The sequence below is a fragment of the Mycobacterium sp. genome (genome assembly GCF_035623875.1).
Classification (GTDB): Bacteria; Actinomycetota; Actinomycetes; order Mycobacteriales; family Mycobacteriaceae; genus Mycobacterium.
This window is the reverse complement of sequence record NZ_DASPSP010000194.1, coordinates 34,048-60,451: the sequence shown is the minus strand read 5'-3', so window position 1 is coordinate 60,451 and position 26,404 is coordinate 34,048. Positions and strand designations below refer to the sequence as shown.

The following is a 26,404-nucleotide window of genomic DNA, read 5'->3' as shown; positions in this document are numbered from 1 at the left end:
GGCGAATTTAGGCCACGGCCGTTGGGGCGACGGTACCATCCGCCCATGTCAGTGCCGGCTGGGACGATCATCGCGGGGTACACAATCCTGCGACTGCTGGGTTCTGGCGGGATGGCCGAGGTCTACCTTGCTCAGCATCCAAGGTTGCCGCGCCGCGATGCTCTGAAAGTCCTTTCCGAGGCAATAACAGCCGACGGCAACTTCCGGGAAAGGTTTCAGCGCGAAGCCGACCTGGCCGCCGCGCTGTGGCACCCGAACATTGTCGCGGTCCATGATCGCGGCGAGTTCGATGGTCACCTCTGGATCGCGATGGACTACGTCGACGGCACCGACGCCGCGCAGCTAGTCAAAAACCGCTATCCGGCCGGGATGCCGGTAGAGGACGTGTGCGACATCGTCGCCGCCGTCGCCGCCGCACTCGACTACGCACACAGCCAGGGCCTGCTGCACCGCGATGTCAAGCCCGCGAACATCTTGCTCACCGATCCTGACGACGGCAAGCGCCGGATATTGTTGGCCGACTTCGGTATTGCACGACCACTTGCTGACATCAGCGGACTTACCGCAACCAATTTCACCGTGGGCACACTCGCCTACGCCGCGCCTGAACAGTTGATGGGTGTAGACATCGATGGGCGAGCCGATCAATATGCGCTGGCGGCCACCGCGTTTCACCTTCTCACTGGTGGGCCGCCGTATCCGCATTCCAACCCGGTGGCCGTCATCAGCCGACATCTCACCGCACCACTACCAAAGCTGAGCGATCATCGTCCGGAGTTGGCGAACCTCGATGAGGTGTTTTCGCGGGCGCTCGCGAAGGACCCTGCCGACCGGTTCGAACAATGCCGCGACTTCGCCGCGGCCCTCACCCAGCGGGCCGACATCGAGGCCGGGGCCGTTACTACGGTCGCTGCGCCGATCATGAGGTCCGAGACGCCGAAGCCGCAGCGCCGCAAGCGATCTCGGATCACGCTCGGAGCGTCGATTGCGGCGGTGTTGGTCGCCGCCATCGGCGCCGTCGGCTATCTGATGCAGCCGACGAGGAACACCGCCTCCGCCCCGGCAGCCAGCGCGCCGGCTCCACCCGCCGCAGTTCTCGACGGTACCTACCGCTTCAACTACGACTATGAGAAGCAAACAATCAACGGCGCCCCATACGCCGTACATACCGCCGACAACGCCGCTTGGTGGGCCTTTCACTCATCGTGCAGATCTACGGGATGCGTTGCCAGCGCGACCCGACTGGATAACAACAACCGCCAAGTGGCGCACACCCCAGCCCAGTCAGCCGATTACCGTTTCGTTGACGGCCAATGGCAATCCGCGCCCGTTAAGCGCCGAATCGCCCAGAAGCGCTGCCTTGGCGCAGACGATCAAGTCGTCGAAGGCGCTAATACCGTCATGCTGACGTGGTCGTTGGGGCCACAGCCCGGCGGCACACTTCGAGGCGTGATGACTGGCATCGCACTCACCAACGAGTGCGGCCTTCAAGGACAGGTGGCCGTGGCTCCCGTCGTCGCGACCCGCGTCGGCGATGTGCCGAGCGGCGTGGCGGTCGCCGATCCGGCGACAGTCACCATCGCGCCGTCGACCAGCACCGCACCCCCACACGTCGCGGGTCCCGTCCTCGACGGCACTTACCGCGTGGACTTCGATCTGCAGAATCAAACGATCAACGGGACGAAGACCGGCCTCGGCGCCGCCGTCACCCAGTGGTGGGCTTATCGCTCCGCATGTACGCCGACCGGATGCGCTGCCGCAGGGTCTGAGTTGGCCGATTCCAACCAGCAAGAGGGCACTGGCACGACAAACGTTCTCCATTTCGCCGACGGCCGTTGGCAAGGCACGCCTGACCTTCAGGCACCAATGCAGTGTGACGGAACAACAAAACCGGTCACCGACGACGAGACGCGCCTTTGGTCCCTGGAGCCACAGCCCGATGGGACGCTTCGAGGCACTGAGATAGGCACCATTCTCACCAACGAATGCGGCAACCAAGGAACGGTCTACCGGACGCCGTTTGTTGCGACACGCACGGGCGATGTAGCGCCGAGCGTCATCGTGGCCGATCCAGCGTTGTTCGAGGCTCCGCCTGCACCGGCGTCGCCACCGGCCCGTGCAGGTAGATGATCGGCTGAGGTTATCCGCTGCGCACCTAGACTTTCGGTTATGGATAGCGGTAGCGGGCTGCTACAAATCGAAGAATGCCTGGACCCGCAGGGCGGCGTCGCATTGCCCCCGGGTGCCACGCTCATATCCCTCATCGACCGCAACATCGCGAATATCGGTGAAGCGACGGCGTATCGCTACCTGGATCACGCTCGCGCGGCCGGCGTGCAGACCGAGGAAGTGAGCTGGACCCAGTTCGGGACCAGGCTGCAAGCCATCGGCGCGCGCGTGCAACAAGTCGCAGGTCGCGGTGAGCGGGTTGCGATCCTCGCGCCGCAGGGCATCGACTACGTTGCGGGTTTCTACGCGGCAGTCAAGGCAGGGGCCATCGCGGTGCCGTTGTTCGCCCCCGAATTGCCCGGCCACGCCGAACGTCTCGATACGGCGCTTCGTGATTCGGAGCCCACGCTGGTGCTCACGACAACGGCGGCAAAAGAGTCGGTCGACAGCTTCTTGGCCAACCTCCCCGAGCGCCGCCGGCCGCACGTCGTCGTCATCGATCAGATCCCCGCCGCTGCAGGAGAACTGTTCGTCCCCACCGAACTCGGCCTAGACGACGTTTCTCACCTGCAGTACACCTCGGGCTCAACGCGGTCGCCGGTCGGTGTGGAAGTCACCCATCGCGCGGTCGGAACCAACCTGGTGCAGATGATTCTGTCGATCAACCTGCTGGACCGAAACACCCACGGCGTCAGTTGGTTACCGCTCTACCACGACATGGGTTTGTCGATGATCGGTTTCCCGGCGGTGTACGGAGGACATTCCACGCTGATGTCGCCGACGGCGTTCGTCCGAAGGCCACAGCGGTGGATCCATGCCTTGTCCGCCGGCTCGCGGGAAGGCCGCGTGGTCACCGCCGCGCCGAACTTCGCCTACGAGTGGACCGCGCAACGCGGCCTGCCCGCGCAAGGTGACGACATCGATCTGCGCAACGTGGTGATGATCATCGGTTCCGAACCGGTCAGCATCGATGCGATCAGAACATTCACTAAGGCGTTTGCGCCCTACGGGTTACCGCGCACAGCGTTCAAACCCTCGTACGGCATAGCCGAGGGAACTCTGTTCGTTGCGACGATTGCGCCCGAGGCCGAGGCGGCGGTGGTCTATTTCGGCCGTGAGCAACTGGGCGCCGGACACGCGGTACGCGTCCCGGCGGATGCCCCGAACGCCGTCGCGCAGGTGTCCTGCGGCCAGGTGGCTCGCAGCCAGTGGGCCGTGATCGTCGACCCCGATACCGGGTCCGAATTGCCCGACGGTGCGGTCGGCGAAATCTGGTTGCAGGGCAACAACATTGGTCGGGGCTATTGGGGAATGCCCGACGAGACCCGGGCGACCTTCGGCGCCAAACTGAGATCGTGGCTCGGGGAAGGCAGCCACGCGGACGGCTCGACCGTCGAAGGCAGCTGGCTGCGCACCGGGGACCTCGGTGTCTATCTCGACGGCGAGCTCTACGTCACCGGCCGCATCGCCGATCTGATGACGATCGAAGGCCGTAGCCACTATCCACAGGATATCGAGGCCACCGCCGCGGAGGCCTCGCCGGTCGTACGTCGTGGCTACGCGACGGCGTTCTCCGTGCCGGCCGACAATGGCGGCCAACGGCTGGTGATCGTCGCCGAGCGGGCCGCGGGCACCAGCCGGGTCGATCCCCAACCGGCGCTTGAGGCGATCAGGCAGGCCGTGTCGCACCGGCATCATCTCAGCGTGAGCGATGTGCTATTGCTGCCGGCGGGCGCTATCCCTCGCACCACCAGCGGCAAGCTGGCCCGCCGCGCCTGCTGTGCCCAGTACCTCAAGGGCACGCTGGGCGCGCGCTAGTCACCGATCTTGACCGCGCAGCGCCGACGATGCTAAGCAGGTGCTCAGCACCAAGCTACGAAAGGGATCAGATGACGCTGCAGACGGTACTGGACGACCTCCGCAAGCGCCCCGGCGCCGGTGACGTCATTCAAGTCATCGATCCCGCAACCGAGGAGCCGATCACCGAGTTCACCGACTGCGGGACGGAAGCGGTCAACGATGCGGTCGCGCGCGCGAAAGTGGCTTTCGAGTCGGGCGCCTGGTCCCAGCTGCCGGGTCGCGAGCGGGCCAAGATCATGTGGCGCATCGCGGACTTGATCGACGAACACGCCAAAGAGTTCGCCCAGCTCGACTCGCTGAACACCGGCATGCCACTGATGCAGGCGCAGTTGCAGATGTCCACCTGCTCGGAGTTCTTCCGCTACTACGCCGGTTGGTGTTCGAAACTCAACGGCGTCGCATACGACGTGAAGACTGACGGCATCGCAACGGACACCTTCGTCAACATGCACGCCTACACCCTCAAGGAACCCTTCGGAGTGGTCGGGCTGATCTTCCCGTGGAACGGCCCGATCTTCAATGCGAGCGCAAAACTCGCGCCGGCCCTCGCCGCGGGCTGCAGCATGCTCGTGAAACCCGCTGAGGAAACACCCCTTTCGGCGCTGCTGCTCGACAGGCTGGTACACGAGGCCGGCGTACCCGAGGGTGTCGTCAACCTGCTGACCGGCTACGGCCACACGGCGGGTGCCGCGATCACCGCCCATCCCGACGTCGAGAAGGTCGCCTTCACCGGATCGACCGAGGTCGGCAAGGAGATCGTGCGGGCGTCCGCAGGCAACCTGAAGAAGGTCATGCTGGAACTTGGCGGGAAGTCGCCGGTGCTGATCTTCGACGACGCCGACATGGACAAGGCCATCCTGATGGCGTCGCTGGGCATCTTCGTGCACTCCGGCCAGGGCTGTGTATGCGGGTCGCGGATCTTCGTGCAGCGCGGCGTGTACGACCGGGTCGTGGAAGGCATTGCGCTGATGGCGAATACGTTCAAGCTGGGCGCGCCCAGCGAGGAGGGCTGCGTCAGCGGCCCGCTGATCAGCCAAAAGCAGCTGACCCGCGTCATGGGCTTCATCGAAGAGGGCCGCAGCGACGGCGTTGAAGTGGTCACCGGCGGCTACCGTTTGGACCGCAGGGGCTACTTCGTGCACCCGACAGTGCTGACCAACGTCGACCCCGGCATGCGGCTGTACCAGCAGGAGATCTTCGGACCGGTGGTCAGCATCCTGCCGTTCGACGACGAAGACGAGGCCGTGGCCATGGCCAATGACACCACCTACGGCCTGGCGGCCACCGCCTGGACGGAAAACGTTGGCCGCGCCCACAGGATCGTCAAGCGACTGCAGGCGGGCAGCGTTCAGGTGAACTGCCAGTTGGTCTTTGACCACGACGTGCCGTTCGGCGGTTACAAGCAGTCCGGCTGGGGCCACGAGTTCGGCCGGGAGGGCATCGAGGCCTACATGAAGACCAAGTCGGTCTGGGCTCAGCTGTAAGCACGTATCGTCGGCGCATGACGCGCAATCTCGAGGCACGGCTCAATTCGTGTTACCCGATTGCCCTCGCGGTTTTCCGGGTGGTGTTCGGTCTGCTGTTTCTTTGCGAAGGCCTATCGACACTGATTGGCTGGCCGGCTCATCACCAAGCTCCGGTGGGCCAATGGCCGACCTATTACGCGGGTTGGATCGAAGTAATCACCAGCGCGCTGATCATCCCGGGCCTATTCACCCGGGCCGCCGCCTTTGTGGCCTGCGGCCAAATGGCGGTCGCCTACTTCACCGTGCACCTGCCGCAGGGGTTCTTCCCGATCAACAACCATGGTGAAGCCGCCGTGATGTACTGCTTTGTCTTCTTCCTGTTGATCTTCGCCGGCGGCGGCGCCTACGCGCTGGATGACCGCCGCGGCGGCGGGCAGAGAAATCGCTTCCGGCGCCTGCGGCGCTGACTGAAGTACTTACCGGACCGTCGCGAAGAAGGCGCGGACGTCGCCGACAAACAGATCCGGCTGCTCGAATGCCGCGAAGTGCCCGCCGCGCGGCATCGTCGACCAGTGCCTGACGTTGTAGGCGGCCTCGCACCAGCGTCGCGGAGTACGCAGGATTTCCTTGGGAAACACTGCGACGCCGGTGGGCAGTTCGACGCGGCCGTCCGTGACCAAGTTGTTGAAACTCTCCCAGTACAGGCGCGCTGACGATGCGCCACTCGCGGTGGCCCAATACAGCATCACGTTGTCGAGCAGTTCATCGCGGCTGAGCGCATTTTCCGGATGCCCGTCGCAGTCCGTCCACGCCCAGAACTTCTCGACGATCCAGGCCAGTTGCCCTACCGGCGAGTCGACTAGTCCATAACCGAGCGTCTGCGGCCGGGTGGATTGCTGCTTGGAATAGCCGGTTCCCCATTGGCGGTGCTCTGCGTATGCCGCCAGCCCTTGTTGCTCGTCTTCGGTGAGATCGCCGCCGGACCCCGCCGCGGGCCGGGCGATCGGCATGTTCAGATGGATCGCGCTGCAGTGGCCGCCGTTGCGGCCGATTTGCGTCGTGACCGCCGCTCCCCAGTCCCCGCCTTGCGCGCCGTAGCGCTCATAGCCAAGGCGCAGCATGAGCGTCTCCCACGCCTGCGCGATCTTGCCGACGCCCCATCCGGTCTCGGCGGGCTTGCCCGAAAACCCATATCCGGGCAGTGACGGGCACACTACGTGGAATGCATCCTCGGGGCGTCCCGACGCCGGATTGACCAGCGGCTCGATCACCTTCTGAAACTCCGCGATCGATCCGGGCCAGCCGTGGGTGATCACCAGCGGCAGAGCGTCCGCGTGCGGCGATCGCTGGTGAATGAAATGGATATCGAGGCCGTCGATTTCGGTGATGAACTGATCGAATCGGTTCAACGCGACTTCGCGAGCGCGCCAGTCGTAACCGTCGGCCCAGTAAGCCGCCAGTTCGCGGGTGTAGGCCAACGGAATGCCCTGACTCCAGTCGTCGACACACTCGACTTCCGGCCAACGGGTCTGCGCCAGGCGGGCCCGCAGATCGTCGAGAACTTCGGTTGGGACATCGATGCGAAACTGCTTGAGTTCGGACATACCGTTCATAGTGCAGGCAGAGGTGAGCGCCAGGTGCCGCCGAGCGGGCAGATCGTCGCGCCGACGCGACGTTTTCTCCCAGGCCCCCGAATCAGCCGGACGCCGTGGCGTCAGAGAATGCGCCGAGGCGACCGGCCCATGTAGTAGCCGACCGGGAAGGACATCTCGATCACTCGAAGCTGGTCGTTGGCTTTCGACTCAAGTTCGAGGACCACGCAGCTCTCGTCGAAAGCCTTCGACTCGAGGACTGTGTAATGCTGGCCGCCACCGTGGACGTCGGTTATCGGGTCACCTGAGCGCAATGCCTCTACCGGCACTAATTCGGGGTTTCCGTGTAACTCCACCCCAGACACGTTATGCCAAACCATCCGGCGATGGAACGCTTTGACCACCACAGGCCGGTCATCCATCGAGCGCGAGATCCTTGCGGAACTTCTTCATGCCGTCCACCTTCTCGGCCAGCGTGGCATCCGGCCCGGTGTAGAACATCCACGGCACGGTCAGGATGCCGGTGATGCCGGCATCCTCAGCGCGCTGGTAGTCGGCGATCGCGATGGCGTCGGTCAACGGAGTGAGGATGGTGAAATCGTTGACAGGCAAATCGTTTTCGATCCGAAGCTCACGCAACCGGGCTGCCGCAGCGATCGCGCGGTCGGTCTTGATCAAGTCGCCGATCCAGCCGTCGTAGCGGGCTGCGCGGCGCAGCGCGGTCTCGCTGAGCCCACCGACATAGATGGGTATTCGCGGCGGCGTCGGTTCCATCTCCAACCTCGGCGTCTGATAGAACTCGCCGTCGAACTCGGTCCAGTCCGGTGACCACAGCGCTCGCATCAGATCGAGCATCTCGTCGGTGCGTTTGCCCCGGTCGGAGAATGGCTGCTGCATCAAGGCAAACTCGTCGGCACACCAGCCGACACCAACACCGAGCTCCACCCTCCCGTCGGCGAGATATGCGGCGGTTCCGATGGCTTTCGCCGCCGAGTAGGGGTTGCGCATCGCCGGAATGTAGACCGTGGTGACGAACTTCAGCCGCGTCGTGACCTGGGCAAGCGCGCCGACCAGCACCCACGGATCAGGCCACTCGGTGAAGGGCTGCCAGCGGCGCTGGCCGTCCTTGGTGTAGGGGTACGGGGTGCTCAGGGTTTCCAGGTTCACGATGTGGTCGGGGATCCCGATGCCGTCGTAGCCGAGGTCGTCGGCGGCCCTGGCGACCTCCACGATCTCTCGGGTGTTCAGGTATGCGCTGCTGATGTAGAACTTCATCCGGGGTCCCGCGCCCATGCCGGCTTGATGAAAATCCCTTCCGCTTCGACGGTGATTCCCTCGGCGTCGGAAAGACGGCCGGACACAAAGGATTTGACTCCTTCAGTGCGCTCGACGACAGCTTCGGCGCGAAGCCTGCCCAGTGGAGTGCCACGCACAAATCTCACGGTGAGCGTTCCGGTGAACAGCGGTTTGGTCAGGCCCTCACTGGCGGCCTCGCCGAGCACGTGGTCGAGCACCAGGGCGCACACGCCACCATGCACCAGTCCGGGCGGCCCCTCGTATGCCCCGTTGAGGGTGAACTCACTCCAGCATTGGGTGCCATCGTCGTTGTGTTGGATGGTCAGCGGCGGGGCGATCGGGTTGCGCAGGCCGATCACCGCGTTGCTCCAGACGACCGGCCGACCGCCCGTCGCGTATCGGACCACCTGCTTTTCATCACGCTGCCTACTGCGCAAGGCGTCCGTCGCCGCCTGGATCGCGGTCCGCGCGGCGCTGAGGGCGTCCTGGTCGGCCTCGGTGCGGATGGTGGCGTCGATGAGCTCGCGAACCGCGTCGGTCAGCGGACCGTACAGCCCGGCGAGCCGCTCATGCTCGTCGGAGCTCATCACCTCGTAAGGTATCTCCACCAAAACCCGCCTCCTGGCGCTAGTGGCGGGCGTTCTGGACTAGCCGGCCTATGCGTCCTTACTAACACCGAGCTGCGTGGTGGCTCGCAGCCGGGGCTGGCTCATTCATCGAACACCTTGTGCACGACGGCTTTTGCACGGCGGGTCAGGCGTAGGTAGTGGTCCAAAAATGCGCCGCCGTCGCCGTTCTTTTCCCAGCCGGCGGCGACCGCGACGCTGTTGAGCTGGCGTCCGGGTCCCGGCAACTGATCGGTCGGCTTACCCCGAACCAGCACCAGCGCGTTGCGGGCCCGAGTTACCATCAGCCACGCTTGCCGCAGCAGCTCTGCGTCTTCGGCGGGGATCAGTTCGGCGGCTGCGATGGCGTCCAGGCTCTGCAGCGTGGAGGTGTTGTGCAGGGCCTCGATCTCGCTGGCGTACCGCAGCTGAAGCAGCTGCACAGTCCACTCGATATCCGCCAGGCCGCCGCGGCCCAGCTTGGTGTGGGTCGTGGGGTCGGCGCCGCGCGGTAGCCGTTCGGAGTCCACCCGGGCTTTCATCCGCCGGATTTCGAGCACCGCCTTTGGGGATACCCCGCCGGCGGGATAACGCGTCTTGTCGGCCATCAACAGGAATCGCTGGCCGAGATCAGCGTCACCGGCGACCGCGTCCGCGCGTAGCAACGCCTGAATTTCCCAGGGCTCCGCCCATTGCTCGTAGTAGGCGGCATACGACGCGAGTGTGCGGACCAGTGGACCACTGCGGCCCTCGGGTCGCAGGCTGGCGTCGATCTCCAAGGGTGGATCCGCACTTGCGGTGCCCAACAGCGCCCGAACCTGCTCGGCCACCGACGCCGCCCAGCGCACCGCCTTCGAATCCTCGACGCCGGCGGCCGGTTCGCAGACGAACAGCACGTCGGCGTCGGACCCGTAGCCCAGCTCGCGGCCGCCTAACCGGCCCATCCCGATCACCGCGATGGCAGCCGGGGCCGCACCGATGTCGGGCAGGTTGGCGCGGATCACCGCGTTCAGGGCGGCCTGCAGCACCGCTACCCACACCGAGGTGAGCGCGGCGCAGACCTCGGTGACCTCGAGCATGCCGAGCAGATCGGCGGAGGCGACGCGGGCCAGCTCACGCCGGCGCAGCGAGCGGGCGACGGCAATGGCCCGGGCCGGGTCGTTTTGTCGGCCCGCCGAGGCCACCAACGCACCGGCCACCGTCTCGGGGTCGACATCAAGCAGCTTCGGCCCGGAGTGCCCATCACTGTATTGCTGGATGATCTCCGGGGCACGCATCAGCAGGTCCGGCACATAGGCCGAGGTGCCGAGCACATGCATCAGCCGCTTGGCCACCGCCGGCTTGTCCCGCAGCGTGGACAGGTACCAGCGGTGCACGACCATGGCCTCGCTGATCCTGCGATAGGCCAAGAGCCCACTGTCCGGATCGGGGGTGTCGGACAACCAGTCCAACAACCTGGGTAGCAGCACCGACTGCACCCGACCACGACGGCCGCTCTGGTTGATCAGCGCGGACAGGTGGGTCAGCGCGCTCTGCGGAGCGTCGTAGCCGAGTGCGGCCAGCTGGCGCTCTGCAGCGGCCGGCGTCATGCCGTGGGAGAACTCCAAGCCTTCCGGCGCAAGCGATTCCAGCAGCGGTTGATAGAACAGTTTGGCGTGCAGCCGCGACACCCGCAGGCTTTGGTGTTTCAGCTCTTCGCGCAGCACACCCAGCGCGTCGTGGCTCCCGTCGGGCCGGATATGAGCCGCTCGCGCCAACCAGCGCAGTGCCTCGTCGTCGTCAAAGGCCGGCAACATATGAGTGCGTTTGAGGCGCTGCAACTGCAGCCGGTGTTCGAGCAGCCGGAGGAACTCGTAGGAGGCCGTCAGGTTCGCCGTGTCGTCGCGCCCGACATAGCCGCCAGCCCCCAGTGCGGCCAACGCGTCCACCGTGGACGCCACGTGCAATGACTCGTCGGTGCGACCGTGCACCAATTGCAGCAGCTGCACCGCGAACTCGACGTCACGCAGCCCGCCGCTACCGAGCTTGATCTCGCGACTCCGGACATCGGCGGGCACCAGTTGCTCGACCCGCCGCCGCATCGCCTGAACCTCGCTGACGAAGTGTTCACGCTCGCAGGCGGTCCACACCATCGGCATTAATGCGGCGATGTACTGCTTGCCCAACTCCGCGTCCCCGACCGCCGGCCGGGCTTTCAGCAGCGCCTGGAACTCCCAGGTCTTGGCCCACTGGTGGTAATAAGCGACATGCGAGTCGAGGGTCCGGACCAGCTCGCCGTGGCGGCCCTCCGGGCGCAGCGCGGCGTCGACCTGGAAAAAGGCTTCGGAAGCCACCCGCATCATCTCGCCGGCTACCCGGGTCGTTACCGCATCGGCGTGCTCGGCGACGAAGATCACGTCGACGTCGCTGACGTAGTTCAGTTCGCGCGCCCCGCATTTACCCATCGCGATGACCGCCAGTCGGGGCGGTGTGGCGTCGCCACAGATGGTGGTCTCGGCCAGGGTCAGCGCGGCCGCCAATGCGGCATCCGCGATGTCGGTCAGGTGAGCACCGACTGCGGTGAAAGACAGCACCGGTTCGTTCTCGACTGTCGGCGCCAGATCCAGAGCGGCCAGCACCAGCACCCGGTTGCGGTAGAGGATGCGTAACCGCGAGACCACCGAGCCTGCGCCATCCGAGGTTTCGGAGAGGCACTCGGTAAAGGCAACCCGCAGCTGCTCGGCGGACGGCAGCTTCACTTTGCCCCGCAGCAGCTGCCATGCCTGCGGATTGGCGACCAGGTGATCCCCGAAGGCGAGCGAAGACCCGAGCACAGCGAACAGCCGACCGCGCAGGCCGCGGTCGTCCGCCAGTGCCGCATTGAGCTCGTCCCAGTCGTCGCCGAGCGCCTCGACCAGCCGTACCATCGCGCACAGCGCAGCGTCCGCATCCGGTGCGCGCGACAGTGACCACAGCACGCCGACATGCGCTTCGCTGTCCCAACCCAGCTTGGCCAGGTTGGCGCCTGCGCGCGCGTCGACCAACCCGAGCCGGCCGAAGCTGGGAACTTTCGGCCGCGCCGTCACGGGTTGATTCACGACCACGACCGTAGCGCAGATTGCCTGAGACTTGGCTATGCGCTCGGCGCGCGATTACCGGGGAACGCTGTAGAGAGGGTTATAAAGACAAGTAAGTCTTCAGCTCAAAGGGTGTGACGTGGCGACGGTAGTTCGCCCACTCAGTGCGCTTGTTGCGCAGGAAGAAGTCGAAGACGTGCTCCCCCAGGGCTTCTGCGACGAGCTCGGAACTCTCCATTGCACGAAGCGCTTCGTCGAGGCTGGATGGCAGCTCGCGGTAACCCATCGCGCGGCGCTCCTCGGGCGTCAGGTCCCAGACGTTGTCTTCTGCTTGCGGGCCCAGGACGTAATTCTTCTCCACACCGCGCAGCCCGGCCGCCAGGAGCACGGCGAAAGCCAGGTACGGATTGCACGCCGAGTCGGGGCTGCGCACCTCGATACGCCGCGACGAGGTCTTGTTCGGGCTGTACATCGGAATCCGGACCAACGCCGACCGGTTCGCCGCGCCCCACGACGCGGCGGTGGGCGCTTCGCCGCCGAGCACCAGCCGCTTGTAGGAGTTGACCCATTGGTTGGTGACTGCACTGATCTCGCTTGCGTGCTCGAGGATCCCGGCGATGAATGACTTGGCGACATCCGAGAGTTGCAGCGGATCGTCCGGGCTGTGGAACGCGTTGACTTCGCCCTCGAACAGGCTCATGTGGGTATGCATGGCCGAGCCGGGGTACTGCCCGAATGGCTTGGGCATGAACGTCGCCCGCGCGCCTTCTTCCAACGCGACCTCTTTGATGACGTAACGGAACGTCATCACGTTGTCGGCCATCGACAGTGCGTCGGCAAAGCGAAGGTCGATCTCTTGCTGACCGGGCGCCCCTTCGTGGTGGCTGAACTCCACCGAGATGCCCATGAACTCCAGGGCGTCGATCGCATGGCGACGGAAGTTGGACGCGCTGTGCACCGCCTGGTCGAAGTAGCCGGCGTTGTCGAGCGGAATGGGTATCGACCCGTCCTCCGGACCGGGTTCCAGCAGGAAGAACTCGATCTCAGGGTGCACGTAGCAAGAGAAGCCGAGGTCGTTGGCCTTGCCTAGCTGCCGTCGCAGCACATACCGCGGGTCGGCCCACGACGGCGAGCCGTCCGGCATCGTGATGTCGCAAAACATCCGCGCCGAGTGGTGGTGGCCGGAGCGGGAGGTCCAGGGCAGCACCTGAAAGGTCGACGGGTCGGGGTGAGCTACCGTGTCGGACTCAGAAACCCGGGCAAAGCCCTCGATGGACGATCCGTCGAAGCCGATGCCTTCCTCGAAGGCGCCCTCAAGCTCGGCCGGGGCGATCGCGACCGACTTGAGGAAACCGAGGACGTCGGTGAACCACAGCCGGACGAACCGGATATCCCGTTCCTCCAGCGTGCGGAGCACGAATTCCTTTTGTCGATCCATAACTGGAACAATATGCAAAGCCAGTTAACTCTGTGTTACTACGGCGCCGAACACCGTAAGTTTCCCGGCGCCACCCCGTCGACGAAGTAGCTGACCACCGCGTTGTCGACGCATTGGTCACCGTTAAACACCACGGTGTGTTGGGTGCCCTCATATGTGATCAGCGGGGCGCCGAGTTCGCGGGCCAGGTCCACGCCTGCCTGATACGGGGTGGCCGGGTCGTGGGTGGTGGACACGACGACGACTTTGCCCGGAGCGACGGGCGCTGCCGGCGCCGGCGCGGACGTCGCGGGTACCGGCCAGAGCGCGCACAGGTCGCGGGGCGCATACCCGGTGAACTGCCCGTAGGACAGGAACGGCGCAACTTCGCGCATCCGGCGGTCAGCGTCCGCCCAGGCCGCAGGGTCCTTCGGCGCGGGGGCGTCGACGCAGCGGACCGCGTTGAACGCGTCCTGCGAATTGTCGTAGTGCCCTTTGTCGTCGCGGCCGTAGTATTCGTCGGCCAGCATCAGCAGGTCACCGGGATCGGTGCCGCGACGCAGACCGAGCAGACCGCTGGTCAGGTATTTCCAGAACTGCGGGGTGTAGAGGGCATTGATGGTGCCCGTGGTCGCATCTGCGTAACCCAGTCCGCGTGGATCCGACGTCTGAGCCGGTTTGCTCACCAGCGGGTCGACAAGTTGGTGGTAGCGGTTGCCCCATTGGGCCGGATCGGTGCCCAGCGGGCAGTCCGACGAGCGGGCGCAATCCGCCGCGTAATCGTTGAACGCAGTCTGAAACCCGGCCTGCTGGTTGATGTTTTCCTCGATCGGGCCGACGGCTGGGTCGATCGCACCGTCCAGCACCATGGCGCGAACGTGGTCGCCGAACCGCTCGACGTAGGCGGTCCCCAATTTCGTGCCGTAGCTGAAGCCGAGATAGTTGATTTGGTCGTCGCCCAGCGCCTGGCGCACCACATCGATGTCGCGTGCGACGGACGCCGTGCCGGCGTTTTCCAAGAACGCCGGGCCATTTCGGTTGAGGCAGCGCTGCGCCAGCTGCCGATACACGCCTTCGATGTGTGCTACGCCGGACTGGCTGTAGTCCACCATCGGTTCACGACGGTAGTCGTCAAACTCCGCGTCCGTCTGGCAGCGTAGCGCCGGCGTGGAGTGGCCGACGCCGCGGGGATCGAATCCCACCAAATCGAAGCGGCGGCTGATCTCGGAGCCTGCCAGATCGGCTCCCAGCGTGGCGACCATGTCGACCGCCGATGCCCCGGGTCCACCCGGATTGACCAGCAGCGCGCCGATCCGCGGACCAGTCGCCGGAATTCGGATAACCGCGAGCTCAGCTTGGCCGGCACTGGGGTTGTCGTAGTCGATGGGGACCGGAACGGTGGTGCACTGCGCGCTGGGAACGTCGTCAGGGTGGCTGACGAACCGGCCGCAGTTGCCCCAGGTTAGTGTCGCGCCTGCTATCGACGTCGTCGCCACGGCTGCCACTGTCAATAGCACCAAAGAAAGCAGCGCAGAGCACAACCGTCTCATGCGCCACATGGCTGCCAATCGTCCCACGCATCGGCCACGGGTAGTGATCCCAATGGTCACACCTTGGTCTCGTTATCTCCTGCGCGGTCTTTACGTTTTGGGCCCGGCGCCTCCGGAGCTAACACTTCGCCCCCTCCGCCGGCACAGTGCCGCTGACGAGGTATTCCGTCGCATAGTCATCGATACAGCTGTTGCCCTGGAAGACAACCGTGTGCTGGGTGCCGTCGAAAGTGAGCAAAGAGCCGTGAAGCTGACTCGCCAGGTCGACGCCGGCCTGATACGGCGTCGCCGGATCACGCGTGGTCGACACCACCAGGGTCGGCGCCAGCCCGGGAGCAGAGATAGTGTGCGGCTTGCTGGTCGGCGGTACCGGCCAGAACGCACAGGTGCCCAAGGGTGCGTCGCCGGTGAACTTCCCGTAGCTCATGAACGGTGCGATCTGGCGCGAGCGGCGGTCTTCGTCGATGACCTTGGCGCGATCCTTGACCGGCAGATCGTCGACGCAGTTGATCGCCACCCTGGCGTCAGTGGCGTCGGTGTAATGACCGTGCTTGTCCCGGCGCATGTACAGGTCGGCCAGCTCAAGCAGGGTGTCGCCGTGATGGTGGGCCAGCTCGGTCAATCCCTCAGTCAAGTGATGCCAGAAGGTCGGCGAATACAGCGCCATGATGGTGCCCACGATGGCGTCGCTGTAGCTCAGGCCGCGTGGATCTTTGGTGCGTGCCGGCCTGCCTATCATCGGGTTGTTCTTGTCGACGAGCGGGTCGACCAAACTGTGGTACACGTCAACGGCTTTGGCCGGGTCGGTGCCCAGCGGACAGCTGGGAGACTCGGCGCAGTCTTTGGCAAAGTCGTTGAATGCGTCCTGAAAACCCTTGGCCTGCCGCAGGTCGGCCTCGATGGAGCTGGTATTCGGGTCCACGGCACCGTCGAGGATCATCGCCCGGACTTTTTTCGGGTAGGCCTCGGCATAAGCAGAGCCGATGCGGGTTCCATACGAGTAGCCCAGGAACGTCAATTTGCTGTCGCCCATGCCTTCGCGGATGGCGTCGAGATCACGGGCGACGTCAACGGTCCCAACGTGCGCCAGAAACTTCTTGCCCATCTTGTCGATGCAACGGCCGACGAACGCCTTGGTCTCGTCCTCGGTATGCGCTACCCCCGCCGGGCTGTAGTCCACTTGCGGCTCGGTGCGCAGCCGGTCGTTGTCGGCATCGGAGTTACACCAGATCGCCGGCCGCGAAGCCGCGACCCCGCGGGGATCGAATCCGACCAGGTCGAACCGTTCGCGGACCCGCGGCGACAACGACTGCAGCAGGCCCACTGCGGCCTCGATGCCGGACTCGCCGGGTCCGCCGGGGTTGATGACCAGCGACCCGATTTTGTCTCGAGTCGCCGGAAACCTGATCAGTGCCAATGTGGTGGCATCGCCGCCGGGGTGCCTGTAGTCGACGGGTACGGCGAGCTTGCCGCATTGCGCGCCACCTGGAAGCCTCATCACCCCGGTGCCGCCGCCGCCGCCGGAGACACGACACGGTCCCCACTCCACTGGCTGACCGATCCTTGGCCCGGCCAGCACCGCACGCCCATTGGTGACGTGGGTGCAGCTGGCCACCGTCGCCACGATTACGGCCATCACGGTCCAGATCAGCATCGAGCGCGCGATCTTGTCGCCGCGAGGGATCCCCATGCCCACCTATGCTGCCATGGGTCGACGCGAGGCTGCTGTTGCCGCACGGCGACCGGGCGCTCTACTGTGTCGCGAGCAGCAGTTCTTCCATCCCGACGGTGAAGTCGTCGGCCAACTCCCACAAGTCCGGCACCAGCTCCGCGCAGGCGATGAGGCCGACGTCAAGTTTGCCGTTCAGCGACATCACGGTGATGTTCAGACCCGAACCGTGGAAGACCGGCCCGAGCGGATACATCGCTTTCACCTCATTGCCCAGCAAATACAGTGGCATCTGTGGCCCCGGCACGTTGGAAACCACCAGGTTGTGCACCGGACGACTCTTGGTCAGCCGGGTTCGGGCGTATGCCCTCATCGCCAAACCGAACACCGCCGGCGCGGCGAACTGCGACCAGTCCTGCAAAAGAGTGGCATTGATCGCCGAACTATGTTCCTTGGCAACTGAATTCGCTTCGGCAATGGACTTGAGCCGTTCCGCCGGATCCGCGATCTGGGTTTCCAACTTTGAGAACATTCCCGAGACCTGGTTACGCCCAGGGCGATCAGATCGCCCGTGCACCGATACCGGCACCATCGCCACCAACGACGAGTCCGGCAGTTCGCCACGGTCAAGCAGAAACTGCCGCAGCACGCCGGACACCAGCGCCATCACCACGTCGTTGACCTTGACATCGAAATGACTCTTGACCTTCTTGATGTCCTTCAGGTCCAGCTGCGCGTAGGCGACGTTGCGGTGAGGGGTGATGCTCGCATTGAAGGCGGTCGGCGGTGCCGCGAACGGCGGCGCCATGGTCTGGCCGCTGCGCGCCCGCAGCACTGTCTTGACCACCGACGACGCGGTGTCCGTCAGCGCATTGGCCAAGCGCAGCGGCCTGGACGCGAACTTGACGGCTCCCGTCAACGCGATCTCGATTTGGTTGGCGCCCCCAACTCCCTCCACCGGTTCGGGTGGCGGCGCATCTGCTTCAGTGCTGCACAGCTGCGACATCAGATTCGCTCCGGTCACGCCGTCGACGCAGGCGTGATGCACTTTGGTCATCACCGCCAGACGGCCACCTTGCTGGGCATCGGTGCCCGCGACGCCCTCGATGACCCACATCTCCCACAACGGCCGGGTGCGGTCCAGCGGCAAAGCGGCGATGTGACCGCAGATCTCGGAGAGCTCTATTCGTCCACCCGGCGGCGGCAGCCCGATGCGGTGCAGATGCCGACTTACGTCGAAGTTGTTGTCGTCCAACCACACCGGGTGATCTAGGTTCAGCGGGCTGTCGGCGAGCTTCTCCCGGAACTGCGGCATTGCCTTGATCCGGACCGCCAACTCGTCGCGGAGCCGATCGAAGGTGTAGCCGCCCGGCATCGTTGAGGTATCGAGCTCGAGAATCGAACAGACATGCAGCGGCTGCGATTGGGTTTCTAGATACAGAAAACTGGCGTCGAGTCCGCTGAGCCGCTGCATGCGCCGATGGTATGTCTGCGGCTGCACGGCGGACCGGGAATCGTAGCGATGGGTACCGCTGTGAGGAAGTCCACTGAACCGGGTGTGCACTTGCGCGACGGCAGGTGGCAGACTGGCAACGTCAGACGAACCCGGGGACCCTACTGGGCCACGAGGATCGACCCGACCACAACTAGGGACAATGATGTCTGAGCACGCTGTTTACCGGGCGCACCCCGCCCTGCCGGGTGATGCTGCTGGCACGCCGCGGACCAAGGTCCGCGTCCATCACCTGCAGAAAATGAAAGCCGAAGGCCACAAGTGGGCCATGCTGACGGCCTACGACTACTCCACCGCCCGAATCTTCGATGACGCCGGCATCCCGGTGCTGCTGGTCGGCGACTCGGCCGCCAACGTCGTCTACGGCTATGACACCACGGTGCCGATCTCGGTCGACGAGCTGATCCCGCTGGCGCGCGGCGTGGTGCGGGGCGCACCGCACGCTCTGGTGGTAGCGGATTTGCCGTTCGGCAGTTACGAGGCCGGGCCTGTCGCCGCGCTCGCCGCCGCGACCCGATTCATGAAGGAAGCCGGCGCGCATGCAGTCAAGCTGGAAGGCGGGGAACGAGTCGCTGAGCAGATCGCGACCCTGACCGCCGCGGGTATCCCGGTGATGGCACACATCGGCTTCACCCCGCAAAGCGTCAACACCCTGGGCGGTTTCCGGGTGCAGGGCCGAGGGGACGCCGCCGAACAGACCATCGCTGACGCGATCGCCGTTGCCGAGGCCGGTGCGTTCTCGGTGGTGATGGAGATGGTGCCGGCCGAGCTGGCCACCCAGATCACCGGCAAGCTGACCATTCCGACCGTCGGCATCGGCGCCGGACCCAATTGCGACGCCCAGGTGCTGGTTTGGCAAGACATGGCCGGGCTCACCAGCGGCAAAACCGCTCGGTTCGTCAAGCGGTTCGGTGATGTCGGAGGCGAATTGCACCGCGCGGCAACCCAGTACGCCGAAGAAGTCGCCGCAGGGGCCTTCCCGGCCGACGAGCACAGCTTCTAAACGCCGCTGCTTTAGCACACTACGAGGGACTCACTAGAAGCGACGATGGCTGACAGCGCCCCGAGCACGTCGCGTTATCTGGAGGTGGAGCGCAAGTTCGACGTCGGCGAGTCCACGAGCTCACCGTCGTTCGCCGGTATTGCGGACGTTCTCCGGGTGGAGCGACTCCCGGCGCAGGAACTCGACGCCATCTACTACGACACCGCGGCGCGCGATCTGGCGTCCAGGCGAATCACGTTGCGCCGTCGCACCGGCGGCGACGATGCCGGTTGGCACCTGAAGCTGCCGGCGGGACCAGACGCCCGCACCGAGGTTCGTGCGCCGCTAGGTACAGCGAACGGCAGCGACGACGATGGTCACGAAGATGTGCCAACCGAGCTGCTGGACCTGGTGCTGGCAATCGTCCGGGACCGCCCGGTGCGCCCGGTGGCGCGGATAACGACCAGGCGGCAGGTCCACCAGCTCTACGGTGCCAACGACGCGGCGCTGGCTGAATTCTGCGACGATCGGGTCATCGCGTCGCGGCCAGCCACCCCCGACGCGCCCGGAGTCGAGCAGCGGTGGCGTGAGTGGGAGCTCGAACTCGCCCAGCCAGCGACCAACACCGGGCTGATGGATAGGCTGAGCGATCGGCTGCTTGGCGCCGGTGCAGCACCCGCGGGGCACGGTTCGAAGTTGGCGCGGGTGCTCGGCACGACGCCGAACGATCTGGCTGCCCGAGCCGCCGACCCGCTCCATCGGGCCGTCGCCGAGCAGCTCGATGAGCTGCTGGTGTGGGATCGCGCCGTACGCGCTGGGGCCGACGACGCTGTGCACCAGATGCGGGTGACCGCCCGCAAGATCCGCAGCGTGCTGCAGGCCTCGCCGGATTCGTTCGGACGGGCCGATGACACGTCAATCCTCGACGAGCTGCGCGAGCTGGCCAACGTATTGGGCGAGGCCCGCGACGCCGAAGTGCTGGCCGAGCGCTACCGCGCCGCTCTCGACAAGTTGCCACCGAAGCTGGCACGCGGGCCTATTCGGGACCGGCTGATCGACGGCGCGGAGCAGCGGTATCGGGCCGGGGTGCGGCGTTCGTTGGCCGCGATGCGTTCACCGCGGTATTTCCGTTTGCTCGACGCCCTAGAGGCGGTGGTCGCGACAACTCCGCCGACTGGCCAGGGGTCCCGTTCCGTCGCCGTCGCCGCCGCCGGCAAGAAGGTGCGAAAGGCCGCCAAGACCGCAAGACGGGCCGCCGACGAGGACCTCGACGAGGCGATACATCGAATCCGTAAGCGCGCCAAGCGGCTTCGCTACACCGCGACGGCGATGGACGCGAAGAAGGTGTCGAAGCGGGCGAAAAAAGTCCAGTCGTTGCTCGGTGATCGCCAGGACTGCGTGGTCAGCCGCGAGCACCTGACAGAGCAAGCCGACGCCGCGCACGCGGCGTGCGAGGACGCGTTCACTTATGGGCTGCTCCACCAGCAGGACTCAGACTTGGCGCGCGAATACCTCCGGCAGCTCGAGCCGGCGCTGCGGAAACTCTTCAAAGCACTGCGCAAGCTCTCGAAGTGAGCCGGCAGGGCGGGCGAGCTGGCTTGTAAGCCGGATGCTGTCATCTGGTCGTTGCTCGTCTTAGCTGTGTTGGCTGTTCGATAAAACCACTGGTCTAAGCTGAGGCAGCCGTCGTTCATATTCGTGCCGCTTTGGACCCGCCCACTGACGGCATCGTCAACGCCAAGAAGAAAGGAAGCGCAGCAAATGCCCTCACCTCGCTGGCTGGCCAGACTTACCATCCCCATGATGGCTGGCGCTGCCCTCGTTGCTAGCGCTGCGATTGCGACTGCCAATCCCGATGATGACGCGTACCTCGCTCAACTGCGCGCCGCCGGCCTCACTTGGCCGCCGAACACCGAACACGCACTCATCGCGGAGGCGCACGACGTCTGCTACGACCTCACTTGGGGTTGGACGCCACAACAAATTGCCGACGACCTCCACGCCGAGTTGGCCAAGAAGAACATTACGTTGTTAGAGACCGATTCCTTGGTCAACGCCGCACACCGAACCTATTGCCCCGGCAATGTGTGCGACGCCCCTTTCCTTTGCACTGGCATATGAACACGCGTGTTAGCCGCGACCGGGAAACCCGTCCAAGCCGTCACGCTCGAGCTGCCGCCGATGAACGCCGCGGCGCTGGAGTTGATCAGCACGCCCTCGGCGTCAGGGACGCTCCCGACGGTGCAGACCAGTGTCGCGGTAGTTCCGGCGCTGACCTGCCCGGTTTGAAGTCCAGACATTACGCTATCTCCTTCTTCTGCGAAACAGGAACTGGCTCAACCCATTTCGATCCAATCCATGACTTAGCCGTGTCGCTAGGGATCTCAACGACGTCGCCACCAACATAGGGCTTGCCTTCCCATACCACTCGGTACGGCTTTAGCACGCGCACCTTCACGATCTCAGGAACCGCGGCCTCGACCGCATCCCTGATTGCCTGAACCGCCATGCTGACCTCTTTCTCGAGCTCGACTTCGACGAACGCCACCGGGGAAACTTCCACCGGCTCGTCAGGGTCCGGTTGGTGCAGATCTGCACCGACCGGGCTCTGAGGCGCAACCATGGGCATCACGAGCTAGGCAATCCCGTGACGATGTTCAGGGCGCTGGGGCGCGGAACACTAAGCGCCACACGCTCTTCCGCGCGGAAGCCGTACGTATTGGCGCTCCAGTAGGAGTCGCTCCACATATTGAACTCCACCCTGAGCCCAAGGCGCTGCCAGAAGATTCCGGCGCAGGCCTTCGCCGACATCACCAGCGCGGTGCCGGCGGCGATTTGAGTGGTCGTCGCGATGGGTGCCCCCATAGGTTCCCGGACAGCGCCAGGGTGCCCTGCGGAATAAGGCTGTACGAGTTCGGCTCCCGAGCGGGCGCATTCACCCTCCGTGGTCACCGGACAGTACGTAGACCCGAAGGCCAGTCAAGAGACTTTCCGGGACTATGCGGAGCGGTGGCGGACGATACAGGTACAACGTCCAAGCTCACGGGCGCATGTCGAAACGATGCTTCGCAGACACGCCTACCCGGTGCCGGGTGATCGTTGCCTCTCGTCGGTCATGCCCAGCGACGTACAGGTGTGGGTTAAGGGATTGGAGCTGGCGCCGGCCACCGTTGGCGTCATACACGGCATCGTTTCCACCGTGATGAGGGCCGCGGTCCGGGATCGGCGGATCGCGTCGAATCCGTGCGACGGAACGAAACTGCCAAAGGCGCAACGCAAGCAGATTGTTCCGCTGACGACCGAGCAAGTGGCGGCGGTCCGCGATGCCCTGCCATCCCCGTTACAGGGGCTCGTCACGGTGGCGGCGGGCACGGGGATGCGCCAGGGCGTTTCGGCCTCACGGTCGACCGGGTGCGGTTCCTTGAGCGGACCGTGACGTGGACCGCCAACTCGTCACGGTGCAGGGGCAGGGCTCGTCGCCGGCGCCCTTAACTGCGCCACTACTACGCGAGCCGAGCCTGCTGATTCGCCACGGCGAAAGCGTCAAGACGGTCCAGTCCCGTCTGGGCCACGCCAGCGCGGTCGAAACGTCGGACACCTACAGCCATCTATGGCCGGACTCCGATGACCGGACACGGGACGCGATTGACTCGGTGCTCGGATTTACTGCGGACGCACTGCGGACGGAAGCGGCGCAGAATAGATGAAGGTACAGGTCAACAGCACAGGGCGGGCGAGTTGGCCTGTAAGCCGGATTCTGTTCCGCGTTACCAGGTAACGCGGCGGCGACCATCCATCTGGGCACACCGTCACCGGGTGCCTCGAGCGGCCCACCCGCAGGCTCGGGCGAGCAACCCTCCAGCGCCTGCGCGACCGCACCGTGGCGCGGTCTTCTTGGCCTTGCTTCGGGTGGGGTTTGCCGAGCCATTCCGGTCACCCGGAATGCTGGTGCGCTCTTACCGCACCGTTTCACCCTTGCTACCAGGTAGCGGTCTGTTTTCTGTGGCACTTTCCCGCGAGTCACCTCGGATTGCCGTTAGCAATCACCCTGCTCTGTGAAGTCCGGACTTTCCTCGACTCGACATGCAAGCCGCGGCCGCCCAGCCAACTCGTCCGCATTAATACGGTACTCGCTGCGCCATGCCGGGGCCAGCAACTTGCTAAGCGGCATGTAAGTCCGAGATTGCTATCCCGACGGCAATTTCCATCTCACTGATTTCCATCCTCACCGGCGCTCGGGGCAGCGGAGGTGCTCCCGAACGATACTGCGCACCCGTGGGAGTAATGAATTCCGCTGTGTGCCTGTATGTTTCATCGATGCGCGGTTCGACGCGCCAGCCGGCAATTTCTTTGACGTAATTGCATAGCTCGCATAACCCGAGCCCGTTACTGGCACTGGTCGCACCGCCCCCGGACCATGGTCGTGCATGGTCGCGGTGGCGGATCGGCGCGTCGCAGTAGGGCGTGCGGCAGCGCTGATCCCTTAGCCCGATAAAGGCAGCCAATCCCCGGGGAAACAACCGGGCCCGTGACTCCATTGCCACCAATCCCCCGGAGCCGGGATGAGCGTAGAGCCGACGCAGCGTGGCCCGCGACCGTGCGGCAGTGACAGCGCCCAAGACCAATCCGCGCGCGACGGCCGCCGGGATGGGGCCGTAGCCGCAGATGTCTGCGGGCGCGCTGGAACCGCCCAGCAGCGTCTCGTCTGACAGCACTAGGTTCACCGCGATCGGCGTCGGCGCTGCCGCGCTTCGCCCGGTGACCCGTTCCACCAGTGTGTCGGCCATCACCTGGCCACGTGAACGCCCGTCGGCGCGGATGTCGGCTTCCCGTCGCAGCGCCGCATACACCGAGACACCTTGGGCCACAGGCAATAATGCCGTCAAATATGTCATCGCGTCCGGTGCGGGCCGAATGGTCACCGTCCGTTCGGTTTCGGCTTTGGCGGCCTGGTCGACGACCGCCTGCGGATCGAGCCGATACGCGATCCGCTTGGCCGCCGCCGCCACCCGCGCGTCGCCCACCCCGTCCAGGCGGGCCGGGTCGGCGCACAATTCGGCATCCAGGGCCCGCCGGTCCTCAAGGTCCAGGCAGGCGCTTTCGCGCACGATCAGGGTGGCCCGCCACTCCGTCAGCACCCCAGCCTCCAGAGCGGCCAGGGTGTGGGGCATCTCGTGCACCAGGGCCTTGGCGAAGCCCAGGTGCCGGTTACCCCGCGAAGGTGAATCCCGTCGGGCGAGCGCGACCTCGCTAGCCACGCCCCGTCCGCGCCGCGCGGACGGCACACCCGCCGCGGCCTCGGCCGCCCGCCGGGCCGCATCCAATGCAGCCGCAGCTCGAGCCTGACCGGCCGCTGCGGCGGATTTGACCCGTTCCAGCTCGGCAATGCGCTCGACCAGCGCCGACTCCTCGCTGGCTGGATCGACTAATGCCAAAGAGTCGAACATCTGTTCGATACTACACCGCAGCGGCGACAAGAATGATCCTCACATCCGAGGGATCTTTATCGTCTACAGCTGAGGGACCGAAAGGAGCAGCAGCTGATGCCGGCCACCCGATGGGACGAGCGCGTCGACGCCGCCGACTGGAACGCCATCGCCGCTGCCGTCGACGATTACGGCGGAGCGCTGCTGCCCCGGCTCCTGACGCCCGCCGAGACCCGACGGCTGCGCAATCTGTACAGCAAACATCAACTGTTCCGCGCCACCATCGACATGGGGCCTCGGCACTACGGCTCGGGCCAGTATCGGTATTTCCGCACTCCCTATCCAGAACCGATCGAGCACCTCAAGCAGGCGCTGTATCCGCGGCTGTTGCCGATCGCCCGAGATTGGTGGGCCAAGCTGGGCCGGGATGCTCCGTGGCCGGACAGCTTCGATGAATGGCTCGACATGTGCCATGCCGCCGGCCAGACGAGACCGACGGCCCTAGTCCTCAAATACCGGACGAACGACTGGAACGCTCTGCATCGAGACCTTTACGGGGACTTGGTGTTTCCGCTTCAAGTGGTGATCAACCTCAGCAACTCGGATACCGAATACACCGGCGGGGAGTTCATGCTCGTCGAACAGCGGCCGCGAGCCCAATCACGCGGTACCACTACCCAATTGCCCCAGGGCCACGGCTACCTGTTCACTACCCGCGACCGGCCGGTGCGGTCGGCTCGCGGCTGGTCGGCGGCACCGGTGCGCCATGGCCTGTCCGTCGTACGTTCGGGCGAGCGCTACGCGCTGGGACTGATCTTTCACGATGCCGCCTGAACGGCGCAGCGGCTTACTGGCGCCTATGCGGTTGAGGTGACGTCTGTTACAGGACGCGGGGTTGATGTTGCCGTATCAACGACTTGCGTTGTGCGAGGAACCGAATCGCGGCCCAGCGCGATGGTCGCGGCCGTCATCGCGATTACTGCGGCCGCCAGTATTAGGGCTCCGGCACCCCGGACGGCCAGATGCTCACCGAGTATCACGACACCCAGCAGCACCGCCACCATGGGCTCACCGACCAGCATGACTGGTACGGACGCTTGCAATGCGCCGGCATGAAATGCCGACTGCTGCAACACCGTTACCGCGACGGCCAGCACGATGAGCAGATAAGGCGCCGGCACCGTCAGTAGCCCACGCCACCCGTGCATGGCGAGGTGGTGAACGCTGACTTTCGTCAGCACCGCGATCACGCCCACCAACACAGCGACGGCGGTGGCCAACAGCATGGCACGCGTTCGACCAATGGTTCGATGGGCCGCTACCACACAGAGGATCACCACCGGGACCGCGCCGGCCAGCGCCACGCTCCACGCGGGTATGGGCGGGCGATAGTGACCTTCGCGCGGCTGGCCCACCAAAACGAACACGGCGAGCGCCGCAGTCAATGCCAATGCCCAACACCAATCCGCCACACTCACATGCTGTTTGGAGAACCTCGCACCCAGCGGCAGCACGAACAATAGTGAGGACACCAGCAGTGGCTGCACAAGCAACAACGATCCATGCGCCAACGCGAGCGCCTGGAACAGATACCCGCCGACCGCAACGAGTGTGCCCGCCCACCATGCCGGCTGTCGAACCCACGACGTCACAATTGCGCTCGCGTCGTTCCGGTGGGCTGCCTCCGCTTGGATCGCGCGCTGCCGGATGACAATTCCCACCGCAGCAAAGAACGCAGCAAGCAGTGCCGATCCGATCGCCACCGCATGATGTGTCGCCCACTCCATGAATGCCTGCCTACCC

22 protein-coding genes and 1 other RNA gene are annotated in these 26,404 nt (G+C 65.1%); 9 read left to right on the top strand and 14 right to left on the bottom strand.

Annotation, left to right across the window (positions count from 1 at the left end):
* The first annotated feature begins 45 nt into the window (after positions 1-45).
* The 4 genes from VEI45_RS16580 (at position 46) to VEI45_RS16565 (ending at position 5,962) form a co-directional block, all read left to right on the top strand.
* On the top strand, positions 46-2,130 hold the full coding sequence (locus VEI45_RS16580; RefSeq protein WP_324855093.1) for a serine/threonine-protein kinase: 2,085 nt from the start codon (positions 46-48) through the stop codon (positions 2,128-2,130).
* Positions 2,131-2,169: 39 nt separating this feature from the next.
* A complete protein-coding gene (locus VEI45_RS16575; protein WP_324855091.1) occupies positions 2,170-3,987 on the top strand; it encodes a fatty acyl-AMP ligase in 1,818 nt (605 codons plus the stop codon).
* Between the two features lie 71 nt (positions 3,988-4,058).
* Positions 4,059-5,513, top strand: coding sequence for an aldehyde dehydrogenase family protein (locus VEI45_RS16570; protein WP_324855089.1), 1,455 nt, complete (start codon positions 4,059-4,061; stop codon positions 5,511-5,513).
* A 17-nt stretch (positions 5,514-5,530) separates the two neighbouring features.
* The gene (locus VEI45_RS16565; protein ID WP_324855087.1) at positions 5,531-5,962 is read left to right on the top strand and encodes a DoxX family protein; all 432 of its coding nucleotides are present in this window, start codon (positions 5,531-5,533) and stop codon (positions 5,960-5,962) included.
* A 9-nt stretch (positions 5,963-5,971) separates the two neighbouring features.
* Here the strand turns inward: VEI45_RS16565 and VEI45_RS16560 are convergent, their stop codons facing one another.
* The 9 genes from VEI45_RS16560 to VEI45_RS16520 form a co-directional block, all read right to left on the bottom strand.
* Positions 5,972-7,099, bottom strand: a complete 1,128-nt coding sequence (locus VEI45_RS16560) for an epoxide hydrolase (RefSeq protein WP_324855085.1) — start codon at positions 7,097-7,099, stop codon at positions 5,972-5,974.
* A 110-nt stretch (positions 7,100-7,209) separates the two neighbouring features.
* On the bottom strand, positions 7,210-7,443 hold the full coding sequence (locus VEI45_RS16555) for a hypothetical protein (protein WP_324855127.1): 234 nt from the start codon (positions 7,441-7,443) through the stop codon (positions 7,210-7,212).
* Positions 7,444-7,501: 58 nt separating this feature from the next.
* Positions 7,502-8,362 carry a TIGR03619 family F420-dependent LLM class oxidoreductase gene (locus tag VEI45_RS16550; protein WP_324855125.1) on the bottom strand — a complete coding sequence of 287 codons (861 nt, stop codon included), beginning with the start codon at positions 8,360-8,362 and terminating at the stop codon, positions 7,502-7,504.
* Entirely contained in the window at positions 8,359-8,970 is a 612-nt protein-coding gene (locus VEI45_RS16545; protein WP_414687509.1) for a PaaI family thioesterase, read from the bottom strand. Before VEI45_RS16545 ends, VEI45_RS16550 begins: the two co-directional genes overlap by 4 nt.
* A 122-nt stretch (positions 8,971-9,092) precedes the next feature.
* Positions 9,093-12,071, bottom strand: a complete 2,979-nt coding sequence (locus tag VEI45_RS16540; protein ID WP_324855081.1) for a bifunctional [glutamine synthetase] adenylyltransferase/[glutamine synthetase]-adenylyl-L-tyrosine phosphorylase — start codon at positions 12,069-12,071, stop codon at positions 9,093-9,095.
* A 73-nt stretch (positions 12,072-12,144) separates the two neighbouring features.
* Positions 12,145-13,482, bottom strand: coding sequence for a glutamine synthetase family protein (locus VEI45_RS16535; protein WP_324855079.1), 1,338 nt, complete (start codon positions 13,480-13,482; stop codon positions 12,145-12,147).
* 38 nt (positions 13,483-13,520) lie between these two features.
* Positions 13,521-15,020 carry an alpha/beta hydrolase gene (locus VEI45_RS16530; protein ID WP_414687508.1) on the bottom strand — a complete coding sequence of 500 codons (1,500 nt, stop codon included), beginning with the start codon at positions 15,018-15,020 and terminating at the stop codon, positions 13,521-13,523.
* A 109-nt stretch (positions 15,021-15,129) separates the two neighbouring features.
* Positions 15,130-16,707, bottom strand: coding sequence for an alpha/beta hydrolase (locus VEI45_RS16525; RefSeq protein WP_324855078.1), 1,578 nt, complete (start codon positions 16,705-16,707; stop codon positions 15,130-15,132).
* A gap of 55 nt (positions 16,708-16,762) precedes the next feature.
* The gene (locus VEI45_RS16520) at positions 16,763-18,154 is read right to left on the bottom strand and encodes a wax ester/triacylglycerol synthase family O-acyltransferase (RefSeq protein WP_324855076.1); all 1,392 of its coding nucleotides are present in this window, start codon (positions 18,152-18,154) and stop codon (positions 16,763-16,765) included.
* Between the two features lie 184 nt (positions 18,155-18,338).
* Between VEI45_RS16520 and panB the strand changes: the two genes are divergently transcribed.
* The 4 genes from panB to VEI45_RS16500 all read left to right on the top strand — a co-directional run bounded on the left by panB (position 18,339) and on the right by VEI45_RS16500 (position 21,464).
* Complete coding sequence (gene panB / locus VEI45_RS16515; protein WP_324855074.1) at positions 18,339-19,196, top strand: 3-methyl-2-oxobutanoate hydroxymethyltransferase; 858 nt, start codon at positions 18,339-18,341, stop codon at positions 19,194-19,196.
* A 45-nt stretch (positions 19,197-19,241) separates the two neighbouring features.
* A complete protein-coding gene (locus VEI45_RS16510) occupies positions 19,242-20,750 on the top strand; it encodes a CYTH and CHAD domain-containing protein (protein ID WP_324855072.1) in 1,509 nt (502 codons plus the stop codon).
* Positions 20,751-20,978: 228 nt separating this feature from the next.
* Positions 20,979-21,296, top strand: a complete 318-nt coding sequence (locus tag VEI45_RS16505) for a DUF732 domain-containing protein (protein WP_324855070.1) — start codon at positions 20,979-20,981, stop codon at positions 21,294-21,296.
* Positions 21,297-21,302: 6 nt separating this feature from the next.
* Positions 21,303-21,464, top strand: a complete 162-nt coding sequence (locus tag VEI45_RS16500; RefSeq protein WP_324855068.1) for a hypothetical protein — start codon at positions 21,303-21,305, stop codon at positions 21,462-21,464.
* A gap of 10 nt (positions 21,465-21,474) precedes the next feature.
* Here the strand turns inward: VEI45_RS16500 and VEI45_RS16495 are convergent, their stop codons facing one another.
* The 4 genes from VEI45_RS16495 to VEI45_RS16480 all read right to left on the bottom strand — a co-directional run bounded on the left by VEI45_RS16495 (position 21,475) and on the right by VEI45_RS16480 (position 24,622).
* Complete coding sequence (locus VEI45_RS16495; RefSeq protein ID WP_324855066.1) at positions 21,475-21,804, bottom strand: hypothetical protein; 330 nt, start codon at positions 21,802-21,804, stop codon at positions 21,475-21,477.
* Positions 21,804-22,040, bottom strand: a complete 237-nt coding sequence (locus tag VEI45_RS16490; RefSeq protein WP_324855064.1) for a hypothetical protein — start codon at positions 22,038-22,040, stop codon at positions 21,804-21,806. The genes VEI45_RS16495 and VEI45_RS16490 overlap by 1 nt, the downstream gene beginning before the upstream one ends.
* 865 nt (positions 22,041-22,905) lie before the next feature.
* Positions 22,906-23,287: RNase P RNA component class A (gene rnpB, locus VEI45_RS16485), an RNA gene on the bottom strand.
* Between the two features lie 48 nt (positions 23,288-23,335).
* The gene (locus VEI45_RS16480; protein ID WP_324855062.1) at positions 23,336-24,622 is read right to left on the bottom strand and encodes an HNH endonuclease; all 1,287 of its coding nucleotides are present in this window, start codon (positions 24,620-24,622) and stop codon (positions 23,336-23,338) included.
* A 96-nt stretch (positions 24,623-24,718) separates the two neighbouring features.
* Here VEI45_RS16480 and VEI45_RS16475 point away from each other — a divergent pair, with 96 nt between their 5' ends.
* Positions 24,719-25,435, top strand: coding sequence for a 2OG-Fe(II) oxygenase (locus VEI45_RS16475; RefSeq protein ID WP_324855060.1), 717 nt, complete (start codon positions 24,719-24,721; stop codon positions 25,433-25,435).
* A gap of 23 nt (positions 25,436-25,458) precedes the next feature.
* Here the strand turns inward: VEI45_RS16475 and VEI45_RS16470 are convergent, their stop codons facing one another.
* Positions 25,459-26,388, bottom strand: coding sequence for a DMT family transporter (locus VEI45_RS16470; protein ID WP_324855058.1), 930 nt, complete (start codon positions 26,386-26,388; stop codon positions 25,459-25,461).
* Positions 26,389-26,404 lie beyond the last annotated feature (16 nt).

Bases quoted from the DNA above. Each gene is read 5' to 3' on its own strand.
- VEI45_RS16575 (WP_324855091.1), top strand. From the start codon at position 2,170: ATGGATAGCGGTAGCGGGCTGCTACAAATCGAAGAATGCCTGGACCCG.
- panB (WP_324855074.1), top strand. From the start codon at position 18,339: ATGTCTGAGCACGCTGTTTACCGGGCGCACCCCGCCCTGCCGGGTGAT.
- VEI45_RS16570 (WP_324855089.1), top strand. From the start codon at position 4,059: ATGACGCTGCAGACGGTACTGGACGACCTCCGCAAGCGCCCCGGCGCC.
- VEI45_RS16490 (WP_324855064.1), bottom strand. From the start codon at position 22,040: ATGGGGGCACCCATCGCGACGACCACTCAAATCGCCGCCGGCACCGCG.
- VEI45_RS16535 (WP_324855079.1), bottom strand. From the start codon at position 13,482: ATGGATCGACAAAAGGAATTCGTGCTCCGCACGCTGGAGGAACGGGAT.
- VEI45_RS16565 (WP_324855087.1), top strand. From the start codon at position 5,531: ATGACGCGCAATCTCGAGGCACGGCTCAATTCGTGTTACCCGATTGCC.
- VEI45_RS16470 (WP_324855058.1), bottom strand. From the start codon at position 26,388: ATGGAGTGGGCGACACATCATGCGGTGGCGATCGGATCGGCACTGCTT.
- VEI45_RS16505 (WP_324855070.1), top strand. From the start codon at position 20,979: ATGGCTGGCGCTGCCCTCGTTGCTAGCGCTGCGATTGCGACTGCCAAT.
- VEI45_RS16510 (WP_324855072.1), top strand. From the start codon at position 19,242: ATGGCTGACAGCGCCCCGAGCACGTCGCGTTATCTGGAGGTGGAGCGC.
- VEI45_RS16480 (WP_324855062.1), bottom strand. From the start codon at position 24,622: ATGTTCGACTCTTTGGCATTAGTCGATCCAGCCAGCGAGGAGTCGGCG.
- VEI45_RS16560 (WP_324855085.1), bottom strand. From the start codon at position 7,099: ATGTCCGAACTCAAGCAGTTTCGCATCGATGTCCCAACCGAAGTTCTC.
- VEI45_RS16475 (WP_324855060.1), top strand. From the start codon at position 24,719: ATGCCGGCCACCCGATGGGACGAGCGCGTCGACGCCGCCGACTGGAAC.
- VEI45_RS16495 (WP_324855066.1), bottom strand. From the start codon at position 21,804: ATGCCCATGGTTGCGCCTCAGAGCCCGGTCGGTGCAGATCTGCACCAA.
- VEI45_RS16530 (WP_414687508.1), bottom strand. From the start codon at position 15,020: ATGTGGCGCATGAGACGGTTGTGCTCTGCGCTGCTTTCTTTGGTGCTA.
- VEI45_RS16580 (WP_324855093.1), top strand. From the start codon at position 46: ATGTCAGTGCCGGCTGGGACGATCATCGCGGGGTACACAATCCTGCGA.
- VEI45_RS16550 (WP_324855125.1), bottom strand. From the start codon at position 8,362: ATGAAGTTCTACATCAGCAGCGCATACCTGAACACCCGAGAGATCGTG.
- VEI45_RS16520 (WP_324855076.1), bottom strand. From the start codon at position 18,154: ATGCAGCGGCTCAGCGGACTCGACGCCAGTTTTCTGTATCTAGAAACC.
- VEI45_RS16545 (WP_414687509.1), bottom strand. From the start codon at position 8,970: ATGAGCTCCGACGAGCATGAGCGGCTCGCCGGGCTGTACGGTCCGCTG.